The sequence below is a fragment of the Polyangium sp. 15x6 genome (assembly GCF_029960785.1).
Taxonomy (GTDB): domain Bacteria; phylum Myxococcota_A; class Polyangia; order Polyangiales; family Polyangiaceae; genus Polyangium.
In genome coordinates this window covers 93297-105462 of the sequence record NZ_JASBQE010000030.1, presented here as the reverse complement: position 1 = coordinate 105462, position 12166 = coordinate 93297, and the positions used below count along the sequence as shown (strand labels likewise).

Annotated in this window: 10 protein-coding genes; 5 read left to right on the top strand and 5 right to left on the bottom strand. The window is 68.9% G+C overall.

Annotated elements, in window-relative coordinates:
- Window positions 1-126 precede the first annotated feature (126 nt).
- Together QHF83_RS22955 and QHF83_RS22950 are read left to right on the top strand one after the other, a co-directional pair.
- Window positions 127-342 carry a KGG domain-containing protein gene (locus tag QHF83_RS22955; RefSeq protein WP_282420046.1) on the top strand — a complete coding sequence of 72 codons (216 nt, stop codon included), beginning with the start codon at window positions 127-129 and terminating at the stop codon, window positions 340-342.
- Window positions 343-392: 50 nt separating this feature from the next.
- Complete coding sequence (locus QHF83_RS22950) at window positions 393-722, top strand: KGG domain-containing protein (RefSeq protein WP_211365420.1); 330 nt, start codon at window positions 393-395, stop codon at window positions 720-722.
- Between the two features lie 86 nt (window positions 723-808).
- Here QHF83_RS22950 and QHF83_RS22945 read toward each other — a convergent pair whose 3' ends face one another.
- The gene (locus QHF83_RS22945; RefSeq protein WP_282420045.1) at window positions 809-2347 is read right to left on the bottom strand and encodes a deoxyribodipyrimidine photolyase; all 1539 of its coding nucleotides are present in this window, start codon (window positions 2345-2347) and stop codon (window positions 809-811) included.
- 228 nt (window positions 2348-2575) lie between these two features.
- Here QHF83_RS22945 and QHF83_RS22940 point away from each other — a divergent pair, with 228 nt between their 5' ends.
- Window positions 2576-4723 carry a S9 family peptidase gene (locus QHF83_RS22940; protein ID WP_282420044.1) on the top strand — a complete coding sequence of 716 codons (2148 nt, stop codon included), beginning with the start codon at window positions 2576-2578 and terminating at the stop codon, window positions 4721-4723.
- A 91-nt stretch (window positions 4724-4814) separates the two neighbouring features.
- On the opposite strand, the gene QHF83_RS22935 is transcribed toward QHF83_RS22940, so the two are convergent.
- Window positions 4815-6275: a cellulase family glycosylhydrolase gene (locus QHF83_RS22935; RefSeq protein ID WP_282420043.1), complete on the bottom strand. Its 1461-nt coding sequence runs from the start codon at window positions 6273-6275 to the stop codon at window positions 4815-4817.
- Window positions 6276-6361: 86 nt separating this feature from the next.
- Between QHF83_RS22935 and QHF83_RS22930 the strand changes: the two genes are divergently transcribed.
- Window positions 6362-6808 (top strand): hypothetical protein, encoded by a 447-nt coding sequence (locus QHF83_RS22930; RefSeq protein WP_282420042.1) that lies wholly within the window; start codon window positions 6362-6364, stop codon window positions 6806-6808.
- 26 nt (window positions 6809-6834) lie between these two features.
- Here the strand turns inward: QHF83_RS22930 and QHF83_RS22925 are convergent, their stop codons facing one another.
- Window positions 6835-8322, bottom strand: coding sequence for a vWA domain-containing protein (locus QHF83_RS22925; protein ID WP_282420041.1), 1488 nt, complete (start codon window positions 8320-8322; stop codon window positions 6835-6837).
- A 101-nt stretch (window positions 8323-8423) separates the two neighbouring features.
- On the opposite strand from QHF83_RS22925, the gene QHF83_RS22920 reads away from it, so the two are divergent.
- Window positions 8424-9386, top strand: a complete 963-nt coding sequence (locus tag QHF83_RS22920; protein ID WP_282420040.1) for a hypothetical protein — start codon at window positions 8424-8426, stop codon at window positions 9384-9386.
- Window positions 9387-9392: 6 nt separating this feature from the next.
- On the opposite strand, the gene lpdA is transcribed toward QHF83_RS22920, so the two are convergent.
- Together lpdA and QHF83_RS22910 are read right to left on the bottom strand one after the other, a co-directional pair.
- Window positions 9393-10802, bottom strand: coding sequence for a dihydrolipoyl dehydrogenase (gene lpdA, locus QHF83_RS22915; protein WP_282420039.1), 1410 nt, complete (start codon window positions 10800-10802; stop codon window positions 9393-9395).
- Between the two features lie 167 nt (window positions 10803-10969).
- Window positions 10970-12151: a thiamine pyrophosphate-dependent enzyme gene (locus tag QHF83_RS22910; protein WP_282420038.1), complete on the bottom strand. Its 1182-nt coding sequence runs from the start codon at window positions 12149-12151 to the stop codon at window positions 10970-10972.
- Window positions 12152-12166 lie beyond the last annotated feature (15 nt).

Sequence of the window (12166 nt, the reverse complement as noted above, 5' to 3'; positions counted from 1 at the left end):
CTCCGATCTCGATCCGTCGCACGGCGATGGCGGGCCCGGAGCGCGGGAGGAGCCCTCCTCCGGGGGTCCCCCCATTGACGTCCCGGTCTGCCGGAGAATGTTCGGCGGGAGCTGGGAGGGAACTACATGGCAGAGCAGCGCAAAGACGAACCGGGCAAAGGTCAGATGACCGTCGAAGAGGCCGGTCGGAAGGGCGGGCACATCGGCGGCGAACACACGCGGGACAAGTACGGCCCCGAGTTCTACTCCGAAATCGGCCACAAGGGCGGCCAGCGCGTTCGCGAGCTCATCGAGGAAGGCAAACAGAGCGAAGGCGAGGGCGGCCAGGGCCAGAAACGCTGAGCGACGAGCGCGAGCTCGCCGCGCGATTGCCATCAACGAAGGAGACGACCATGGCGGAGAAAAAAGAGCAATCCGGTAAGGGTCAGATGACCGTCGAGGAGGCCGGACGGCTGGGCGGTGAGGCCCGCAAGGAAGAGCTCGGCTCCGAAGGTTACGCCGAGATCGGGCGCAAGGGCGGCGAGACCGTGCGCGAGAAGTACGGCCCCGAGTTTTACTCCGAGATCGGGCACAAGGGCGGGCAGAAGGGCGGCGAGACCGTTCGCGACAAGTACGGCCCCGAGTTCTACTCCGAGATCGGTCACAAGGGCGGTCAGCGCGTGAAGGAGCTGATCGAGGAGGGCAAGCAATCCGAAGGCGAGGGCGGAGGCGAGAAGAAGTAAATCTTCGCGCGTCGCGATGCGGCGTGTCGAAACATGAATGCCCGAGGGCCTGGGTCGGATAAAGGAACTTCCGCCCGGCCCTCTTTTCATTTCGTGTAGCGTTTGTCTCGACGAGCGGCGTCGCTCGGGCTGCCGAACTCGACGAGGTAACGCTGGAGGTCGATCTTCTTCAGCGTGTTCGCCGAGCTCATGTAGCGGACCGTGCCGTAGACGGGCCTTTCGGGGCCCCAGGGGCGGTCGTAGCGGCCGAACGTCCAGAGGATGCCCGAGTACGAGTTCGGGTCGCGGCCGTCGAGCGCGTACTTGTCGTTGAGATGGATCAGGACGGAGAGGGCCTCACGCGGGGTGCGGGTCCATTCGAGGACACGTTTGCCCCAGAGCATGCGCAGGTAGTTGTGAATGCGGCCGTCGCGGAGGAGCTCGCGTTGCGCCGCGTTCCAGAGGGGATCGGCCGTGCGCGCGCCCTCGAGCTCGGCGAGAGTGTAGAGGGACGGGCGGGGATCGGATTCGTGATCGGCGAGGGTTTTCAGGGCCCAGTCCGGGAGGGAATCGAAGCTCTGCGCGTCGTCGGGCCGGAGGGCGCAGAGGTTCAGGCCGATCTCGCGCCAGGTGACGAGCTCGTCGAGGAAGGATTCGACGGGCGCGCTCATGCCCCAGAAGCCCTCGCGCTTGCCGCGCGCGGGTTTGGTTTTTTTTTCGGACCAGCGTTCGAGGCGCTCGAGCTCGGCGAAGATTTCGTGCGTGGAGACGTGGCCGAAATGTAGATAAGGCGAGAGGCCGCTCGTGGCGCGGGCGTCGGGATCGTTGCGCTCGGTCTCGTAGCGAATGAGGTTCGATTGAAGGAAACGCGCGAGCGCGGCGCGGCCCGCCTCGGGGCCGCCCGGAATGCGGGTGACGAGGGGGACCGTGTGGTCGATCGGGAGCGCGGCGAGCGCCGCGGGCGAGGCGGCGAGGAGATCGGGCGAGGCGGCGGGCCAGCGGGAGAGGAGGTCCGGCGCGAGGAGGTTTTCCGGAGGGGCCGGCAGGCCCGCGGCGAGGGGGTCGGCGAGCGGCCTTCGGCGGAGGTGCGGGAGGAGGTTTTTCTGGAGATACCCGCGGAACGAGAAGGCCGTGGTGAAGACGCGCTCGGGGGCGTGGATCGGGAGGAGGCCATTGGAGTCGACCTGCTCGAAGCGGACGGGAATTTGTTTCGCGGCCGCAGCGATCATGCGCGGGAGGAAAAACGTGGGATCATCGTCGGTGACGACGACACACGCGCGGCCGGCGAGCGCGGCGACGAGGCCCTTGCCCGCCCCGGGGCGCGGTTCGACGTAGGCGTGATGCGTGACGCGGGCCTCCGCGAGGCGGCGGGCATTGTCGGCCATGCCGCGGAGGACGAAGGCGTGGAGGCGATCACTCGCGTAGGGATACCCGGCGCGAAGGGCCTCGAGGACGACGAGGGGGCGGCCGAGGGCGCGCGCCCATTCGGCGGCGCGTTCGAGGCCGTAATTGAAATGGGTGCGCCGCGACGCCGTCATCCAGTAGAGGACGAAGTCCCCATTCGGCCGGAGCTCGCGGTCGTTCGCCAGGCGCACGCGGTCCGAGGGGACGCGGGTGTCGCGGAGGAGCGTGTCAGGGTTCGTCATGGCCATGTCCGGACGCGGTTCCCCTAAGCCAGGGACAACCACCCGCAAGGGGCGAGGTCGGAAGAGGGTCGCAAAAGCACCGGACAGTGAAGTAAGTAACATGTCCGGAACACGCTTTTTTCGCACGACGCTCGGGACGCCCGACCGATTCTTGGAGTATGAAGGCGTCCGTCACACGCACCGGTGGGGAGCGTCCACCTCCGGGTACGCATGAGGGAGGTTTGCCCGATGGCACTCGCGAAGAAGATCGGCCTGTCGTTCGTCCTGTCGCTGCTCGTCGGCGTCGCCGCTTGCGCCGAGACGGCGGAATTCCCGCCGCCCGAGACGCCGCCGCCTCCGCCGCCCGCGCGCACGGCCGACGCGACGCCGCCCGCAGCCGCGACGGCCGCGAAGGGCCCGGCCGCGCCGCGGGTCGATTCGTCGCTCATCCCGCGCGACATCCTCTTCGGCAACCCCGACCGCTCGAGCCCGATGCTCAGCCACGATGGCAAGCAGATCTCGTTCCTCGCGCCCGTCGACGGGGTGATGAACGTGTGGGTCGGCCCCGCGGACGATCCCTCGAAGGCCAAGGCCGTGACGAGCGACAAAGTGCGCGGGATCCGGCAATACTTCTGGGCCTACACGAACGACCACGTGCTCTACGTGCAGGACAAGGGCGGCGACGAGAACTGGCATCTCTACGCGGTCGATCTGAAGAAGGGCGAGACGAAGGATCTCACGCCGATCGACGGGATCGCAGCGCGGATCTCGGGCGTTTCGCAGAAGATCCCCGGCGAGGTGCTGGTCGGGATCAACGACCGCGACAAGAAGGTGCACGATCTCTACCGGATCGACATCAAGACCGGCGAGAAGAAGCTCGTCTTCAAGAACGAGGGGAACTACGCGGGTTTCGAGACGGACGACGATTTCAAGGTCCGGCTCGCGATGCGCAAAGGTGCCGACGGCGGTGACGTGTTCATCGACCCGAACGCGAAGCCGAAGGAGAAGGGCAAGGAGCCCGAGCCGTACCTGACGGTGCCCTTCGAGGACGCCGAGACGACGAGCCCCGTGGGCTTCGACGGGTCGGGCAAGACGCTCTACCTGCTCGACAGCCGCGGCCGGAACACGGCGGCGCTCTTCGAGCTCGATTTCGCGACGAAGAAGGCGAAGCTGCTCGTCGAGGACGCGAAGGCGGACGTGCAGCGCTTCATCTCTCACCCGAAGACCGGCAAGCTGCAGGCGGCCGCCGCGGTGTTCGACAAGCCGACGTGGCAGACGATCGACAAGTCGATCCAGGCGGACCTGGAGCTGCTCGGCAAGCTCGGCGACGGGGAGCTGCGGGTGCTCAGCCGGACGCTCGACGACAAGCGCTGGCTCGTGGCGCTCGTGCTCTCGGACGGGCCGGTGAAGTATTACCGGTACGATCGCGACAAGAAAAAGACGGAATTCCTGTTCACGAACCTGAAGGCGCTCGAGGGCAAGCCGCTCGCGAAGATGCACCCGGTGGTGATCAAGTCGCGCGATGGGCTCGATCTGGTGAGCTATTTGACGCTGCCGAAGGCGTCGGATCCGGAGGTCGACGGTCGTCCGGACAAGGCGCTGCCGATGGTGCTGCTGGTGCACGGCGGGCCGTGGGCACGCGACGCCTGGGGGCTGAACTCGATGCACCAGTGGCTGGCAAACCGCGGGTATGCGGTGCTCTCGGTGAACTACCGCGGCTCGACCGGGTTCGGGAAGAAGTTCCTGAACGCAGGGAACAACGAGTGGGCCGGCAAGATGCACGACGACCTGATCGACGCGGTGAAATGGGCCGTGGACGCGAAGGTCGCGGACGGCGCGAAGGTGGCGATCATGGGCGGGAGCTACGGCGGGTACGCGACGCTCGTGGGGCTGACGTTCACGCCGGACCAGTTCGCGTGCGGCGTCGATATCGTGGGGCCGTCGAACCTGAAGACGCTGCTCGCGACGATTCCGCCGTACTGGGCGCCGATGGTGGCGACGTTCCACAAGCGAATGGGCGATCCCGGGACGCCCGAAGGGTCGAAGCATCTGGAGGATCGGAGCCCGCTGTCGCACGTGGACAAGATCAAGAAGCCGCTGCTCATCGGGCAGGGCGCGAACGATCCGCGCGTGAAGCAGGCCGAGAGTGATCAGATCGTGAAGGCGATGCAGGCGAAGAACATCCCGGTGACGTACGTGCTGTACCCGGACGAGGGGCACGGGTTCGCGCGGCCGGAGAACCGGATGAGCTTCAATGCGGTGGCGGAGACGTTCCTGGCGCAATGCCTGGGCGGGCCGATCGAGCCGGTGGGCGATGACTTCAAGGGGTCGAGCCTGCAAGTGCCGGCGGGCGTGGAGCAGGTGTATGGGATCAGTGAGGCTTTGCCGAAGAAGTAGGGCGGCAGTTCCGTACTGAAAAACCCTCACCCCCAAGCCCCCTCTCCCGCCCGCGGGAGAGGGGGTTTTGTTTTGCCTGCGGCGAGGGGTTTTACCGGGGGACGACCGCGATTTCGACGCGCGTTTGTCCCGCGGCGGGGCGGACGAGCAAGAGGCCGGGGTGCGTGGCGTCGACGCAGCCGTTCGAGAGCTCGACGCGGTATCCCGTCGGATAGCTTCGCTCCGGGACGACGATTTCGGTGACGCCGTTTTCCGTGGGCGCGTCGTACGTGAGGGCGAAGCTGCGGGCGGCGACGTCGTAACGGAACGCGGGCGCCTCGCCGGCGACGGCGCGTGCGTACGGGCGGGCGACGACCGAAGTGATCGCGGTCGCTTCCTGGCCCTCGTAATCGATGAGGGAGAGGTCCTCGAAGTTCCAGGTCTCCTTCGAATCGCTGTACTCCCAGTAGGTGAAATGGAGGGCATTGTCGTCCATGGCCTCGTAGACGGCCGTGACGAACTCGCCGGCCGTCTCGAGGTCCCGCGGGACGCCCGATTCGCCAATGAGGACGGGCATGTTCCATTCGCGGCCCTTGTCGGCCCATTTCGAGAGATACGTGGCCGCGTTCGAAGGCGACGGGGCGCCGCCGAAGAGGGCGACGGGGTCGTACCAGTGGGGCGCGAAGACGAGGCCCTCGCCCTCGGGTTTGTCGAGGTACGTGGAACCGCCGATCGCGTCGGTGCCGGTGGCGTCGAAGAAGACGAGCGCCGTGGGATCCTTCGCGTGGATGAGGGCCGCCATTTCGGTGTAGAAGGGCGTGAGGACGGTTTGCTCCCACGTCTTCAGGTCGGCCGTTCCCTGGTGCGGCTCGTTGATGGGCTCGTAGCCGAGGACGCCGGGGCGGCCGGCGTGGCGGGCCGCGATGCGCTCCCAGAGGGCGCGGAACGCGGTGCGGGCGCCGTGTTCGTCGGTCCAGAACTTGTCGAAGGCGGCGCGGACGTCGTCGTCCTGGGAGTAGCGGACGAACCAGTCGTGGCAATCATGGTGCGGCTCGGGCGTGGGGAATGGGAGGGTCCAGGCGGGAAAACCGTCGCCGCAATAGACGTCGGAATAGATGTCCTGGTGGAAGTCGACGATCGTCCAGATGCGGCGCTTCCAGGCTCCGTCGAGGAGGGCGTCGTATCGAGCGAGGAAGGTTTCGTCGTCCATGCCCTGCGAAGGCTCGACGGCGGCCCAGACGAACGGGACGCGGAGCGCGGAGACACCCCAGGAAGCAGCGCGATCGAGGTATCGATCGAGCGCTTCCTGGAAGTCAGCCTCGGACGCGAAATCGAAGGGGACGAAGGGCGCGAATTTGCTGCGGCCTCCCGCATTGACGCCGCGAAGGAAGACGACGCGGCCGAGGGCGTCGCGAAGAGCGGTTCCAGAGGCCGTGAGGCGGTCCTCCGGAGGCGCAGGGAGCGCGATTTCGCAGCGCGGGGCATCCGGGAGGGCAGCCGGTTCGTCGGTGGAGCCACAGGCGAGGAGAGGGAGGAATGTGGTGAGGGCGAGGAGAAGGCGAAAATGTTGCACGAGGCGGATGGTAGCGGCACGGCGTGGGCGCTGTCACGGCGCGTGATGGGCAGAGGCCGGGTGGCTCTGCTAAGCTCGCGGTGCCTATGCGTTTCCTCGGCTCGATCGCGGCGGTCCTGCTCCTCTCGGCCTGCAATGGCGGCGCGCAGCCGCCCGATTCCCCGCAGCCGACGGGCAGCTCGACGACGGAGGCAGCGCCGGGCGGATCGACGACGGCCGTGCCGCCGGACGAGCCGGCCCCGACGACGACCGTGATAGTCCCGGTCCCGGACAACACGACGGGGAGCGCGCCGATGCCGACGGTCAGCGCGACGAGCACGCCGGACTCGGCCGCGCCGACGAACGGTTCGTGCGGGGGAAGGACGTGCGGGGCCGGCGAGAGCTGCGCGTCGTATTACGGGATCGCCGGGCCGCGCGGGCCGATGTTCCACGAGTGCGTCATCCGCTGCCGGCGCGGCGCGCCGAACGACGGGTGCCCGACGGGCAGGACGTGTTACACGGTCGCGGATGGTCCGGGCGACGTTTGTCGCTGAATACCATTACTCTGATGTAAAAACGTTCAATCCTCGATCGCGCCGAGGAGCGTACGGAGAACCTCGGCCTGCGTGCTGAGCGCGGGATCGTGGCTCGTGCGGGAGAGGGCGGCGAGCGAGTCGGCCTGGAGCTTGACGACGGGGCGGAGGCCACCGAGGTCGTCGAAGCGGCTGCCCTGGAAGATGCGGCCGAGGCGCCTGACCATGGCGAGGGCGGAGGCATACGCGATGACGTCGCCGTGCCGGGCGCTCGCGATGCGCTCGACGTTGTCGTCGTACCGAGCGTCGATGGTGCGCGTGGCCGTGTGCCAGGTGCCGGTGGCGGCGTCGCGATACCGCGCCGAGACGGTGATCTCGCAGGGTTCGCCCGGGACCCACACGGGCATGGCGATGCGGGCGATCTCGGTGCGCGCCTCGCCCGCGTAGAGGTCGCCGAGGAGGAGGCGGTCGTGGTCGATCGAGAGCGCGGCGAGGCCGCCCGAGACCTCGAGCACGCGGACGGGCGCAGGGACGGAGTGGACCGTGAGCTCGACGTCCTCGAGGACGACGTCGCCGGGCGGAGGGACGATCCGAGCGACGGCGTCCTCGCGATCGGCGAAGGATCCACCGGCGAAGACGTCGTCGCCGAGGGGCGCGAGGTGCGCGACGTCGAGGCGATCGGGCGTGCCGACGGCGGAGATCCGCACGCTGTCGCGGCGCAAGGAGGCGACCTCGTTCGCGAGCCGGAGGCCGGCCTGCGCGATGCCGATGCCGTCACTGAGGACGAGGACCTGTCCCGCGGAAGGGAGCGCCCCGCCCTCGGCGACCTTCACCCCGACGAACCCTCGCGCGAGGGCGAGGGCGCCCGCGAGGTCGCGCGTGCTCGCGACGGCAGCGCCGCCGCGCGGTCGTTCGAGGACGCGCGTGATCGCGCCGTCGAGCAAGGTGCGATGCGAGCCCGGCAAGGCAGGGACGACGACGCGCGGGCCCGAGGCGTCGATGATGGCGACGCGGTCGCGATCGCCGAGGTCGTCGAGGGCGATGCGGGCGAGGGGCGCGGTGTTCGGGTTGCGACCGTCGAGCACGATGGCGAGGCGGCGCGGCTCGCGGACGGAGGGTTTGGCGGCGGGGAACGCGTCCGCCGGGGCGATGGCGTCGATGCGGAGGAGGACCTCGCCGCCCCAGCTCGGGACGAGGGTGTCGCTCGACCGGACGACGACGGCGAGGCCGCGGCCCGAGAGCGCGATGGGGCTCGAGGTCTTGCGCCAGATGCCGTCCTTGGGGACGAGGAAGCCGGTGGGCGGGGTCCAGGGGTCGTTCGGGCTGCGGCGAACGACGGGCTTGGGGAGGTCCGTGACGTCCATGAACTCGACGCCGTTCGCGGTGATGACGGAGGCGCCGCGGCGGCCGCCGGAAGGCGCGAAGACGACCTGGCCGTCGCGGGTGAGCGCCGGCGGCGCGCACGCCGACAAACCCACCGCGGTCGCCACCACGAAGGCACCCAGGAACCGGCTCGCTCGCCCGCCCGTGCTCATCAGGGTTCCCGTAGGATACGCCAATCGCGTCGGAAAGGGGCGATCGAGCGTGTCGTGACCGCGATGACGCCAGCGTCCGTTCATGGCACAAGCTCGGCGCGATGGAGAAGGCGACGGCGGGCTTCCGCATAGGCGCGGACGAGAACGGTCTTGGACCTCGGCTCGGGCCGATGCTGGTGACGGCGGTGATGGCGCGCGTGACCGAGGAGGGCGCGGCGCTCGTGGGTCGAAAGCCGCGTGGAGGGCTGGCCGAGCGGCTCGGGGACTCGAAGGCGATGGTGGCCTACGGGGACGTGGGTCTCGCGGAGGCGTGGGCACGCGCGCTGGTGGAGCGAGGCGGCGGACGCGCAGCGGCGGCGCGGACGCCGGACGAGCTCGCGCACGCGATCGCGAGTGAGGATCGCGCGGAGCTCCGGGCGGCGTGTCCGCCGCACGTGGAGGCGCAGTGCTGGGGCGCGGAGGGGGAGGCGTTCACGGCGCCGACGGAGCTGGTTCGAACGATCCACGCGGATCTCGATCGGCTGGAGAAGAAGGGCGTGACGATCGTGGCGGTGCGGAGCGAGGTGCTCTGCGCGAAGCGGCTGAACGAGGGGCTCGCGGCGGGGAAGAACCGGTTTCAGATGGATCTGCACGCGATGGAGCGGCTGATCCTGTCGATGCGGAAGGACGCAGGGCAGGACGTGCGAGCGGTCTGCGGGAAGGTGGGCGGGTTCGGGAAGTACGGAAGCGCGTTCGGGCCGCTCGGCGGGCGGATGCACATGGTGCTGGAGGAGACGCGGGCGAGGAGCGCGTACATGTTCCCGGGGGTCGGCGAGATCGCGTTCGTGCGGGATGGGGACGCGACGGATCTTTTGGTCGCGCTTTCGTCGATGGTGGGCAAGTGGATGCGCGAGATCCTGATGGGGAGGATCGTGCGGCACTACCAGGCGATCGTGCCGGATCTGCGCGGGGCGAGCGGGTATCACGATCCGGTGACGGCGGCGTTCGTGGAGGCGACGCGCGTCACGCGGAAGAAGCAGCGAGTGCCGGAGGAGTGCTTCGAGCGGAAGGGGGCGGAGGGCTAGCGCGACTCAGCGGTTCACGATGTGGACCGCCGCGCCCATCGCGTGCGCGGCGGCTTCCATGAACGCCTCGCCGAGCGTCGGGTGCGGGTGGATCGTGAGCGCGATGTCCTCGGCGAACGCGGCCATCTCGAGCGCGAGCGCGCCTTCGCTGATCATCGTGCTCGCCTCGGGGCCGACGATGTGCACGCCGAGCACCTGCTTCGTCTTCTTGTCGGTCACGACCTTCACGAAGCCGTCGGTCTCCATCATCGCCATCGCCTTGCCCAGCGCCGCGAACGGGAACTTGCCGACCGAGACCTCGATGCCCTTCGCCTGCGCCTCCTCGGCCGTCAGGCCCGCGGTCGCGATCTCCGGATCCGTGAAGATCGCGCCCGGGATGCACGCCCAGTCCTTCGCCGCCTTGTGGCCCGCGATGACCTCCGCGATGACCTCGCCCTCCTTCGACGCCTTGTGCGCGAGCATGGGCGGACCCGAGACGTCGCCGATCGAGTAGATCGTCGGGACGTTCGTCCGACCAAACTCGTCCGAAGGCACGAACCCGCGCTTGTCGATGTTCACGCCCACGTTCTCGAGGCCGAGGCCGCGCGAGTTCGGGCGCATGCCGACCGCGACGAGGACCACGTCCGTGACGACCGTCTCGGGCTTGCCCTCGACGTCGATCTTCACCGCGATCGAGCCGTCGGCCTGCTTCTCGTAGCCCATGGCCTTCGTGTTCTTGAAGATCTTGCCGCCGCGCTTCTGGATGCGGCGCTCGACGACCTTCACGCAGTCCTGATCGACGCCCGTGAGCAGCGTGGGCAGCGCCTCGACGACCACGAGCTCGGCGCCGAAGGCCTGGTAGACCATGCCGAGCTCGAGCCCGATCACGCCGCCGCCGATGACGAGCAGCCGCTTCGGGACCTCGCGCAGGCTCACGGCCTCCTTCGCGCCGATGATCTGCTTGCCGTCGAACTTGAAGCTCGGGATCTCGATGGTCGACGAGCCCGTCGCGAGGACGATGCCCTTCGTCGCCTCGATCGTCTCGACCGAGCCGTCCGCCTTCTTCACCTCGACGCGGTTCGGCGAGACGATCGTCGCCGTGCCCGCCATGAGGTCGGCGCCGTTCGACTTGAGGAGACCTCGCACGCCGCCCGTGAGGCGCTTGACGATGCCTTCCTTCCAGTCCTGCATCGCGTTCGGGTCGTGCTCGACCGAGCCGAGCTTGATGCCCATCGTCGCCATCGACGAGTGCGCCTTCTCGTAGGTGTGCGCCGCGTTGATGAGCGCCTTCGACGGGATGCAGCCCCAGTTGAGGCAGACGCCGCCGACGTCTTCCTTCTCGATGCACAGCGTCTTCTGCTTGAGCTGGCCGAGCCGAATCGCGCAGACGTAGCCGCCGGGGCCGCTGCCGATGACGATCGCGTCGTAGGTCTTCATCCGATTCTCCAAGGTGGAACGCGGGCCGACAGCCCTTTTCGGGCGCGGATTACCATGTCGAGGGAAAGGTGGGGGCGGAAAAAGCGGTCGGCCAGGGGGCGTCCAGGGTCAGCGAAAAATCCGGGGGGTTTGGGGGGGGCTCTCGGGCCCCCCCATCGTGACGACAATCAGTGCCCGCCGCCGCCCTGCGAGCCCCCATAAGGCCGGCTCGACAGGACCTCGGCGCGTTGCTCCGCGAGGTGCCACGGCAGCTCCGCGTAGACGTCCTCGAAGAGCGTCTCGCGCGCGGGCGGGCCGAGCGCCTCGACCTCCTGGATCGCCGCGCCGATCTCGGCCATGAGCCCGTCCTCGAGCGCCGCCTCTTCCGCCTCGTCGAGCAGGCCGCGGTGCACGAGGTGCCGCCGCAGACGCACGATCGGGTCGCGCTGCGCCCACGTGTCGACCTCCTCCTGCGAGCGATACCGCGTGGGATCGTCGCTCGAGGAGTGCGCGCCCATGCGGTAGGTCACAGCCTCGATGAACGTGGGTCCGCCGCCGCTCCGCGCGCGGGCGACAGCGTCGCCGACGACACGGTGGACCGCGAGGACGTCGTTGCCGTCGACGCGCACCGAGGGGACGCCGTACGCGCGGCCCTTCACCGCGAACGTGGGCGAGGCCGTCTGCTTGGCCGCGGGGACGCTGATCGCCCAGTGGTTGTTTTGACAAACCAGGACGCAGGGGACCTTGAAGACGCCCGCGAAGTTCAGGGCGTTGTGGAAGTCGGCCTCGCTCGTGCCGCCGTCGCCGACGAAGCCGACGACGACGCTGCGGTCCTTGCGCATCTTCGCAGCCCAGGCGGCGCCGACGGCGTGCGGGAGCTGCGTGGCCATGCAGCTCGACCACGCGACCTGGTTCACGGCGCGGCCGCTCATGTGCGAGGGCATCTGCCGGCCCTTGAGGACGTCGCCCGCGTTGCCGAAGTACTGCGCGATGTAGCTCTTCAGCGGGAAGCCTCGCACGAGCATGATCGCGCTCTCGCGCAGGGCCGGGAACACCCAGTCGTCGCGCTCGAGCACGAGGCCCGTCGCGATCGGCGTCGCCTCCTGGCCGCGGCACTCGCCGGCGAAATGGATGCGGCCCTGGCGCTGCAGGAGCATCATGCGCGTGTCGATGAGGCGCACGCGCTTCATCTCGCGGTAGGCGCGGAGCAGCACGTGCGGGGACAGGCCGGGGTCGGTCGCGGGATCGGCGCTGCCGTCGTCGCGGAGCACGCGGAGGAGCCCTAGATCCGGGGCCTCGGCGGCGCGAGGAGCCGGCGTCGCGGGCGCCTCGTGCGCTTGCCCGTGCGCCTCAACGTCGTGTTCGTGCATGCGGGCGAACCTAGC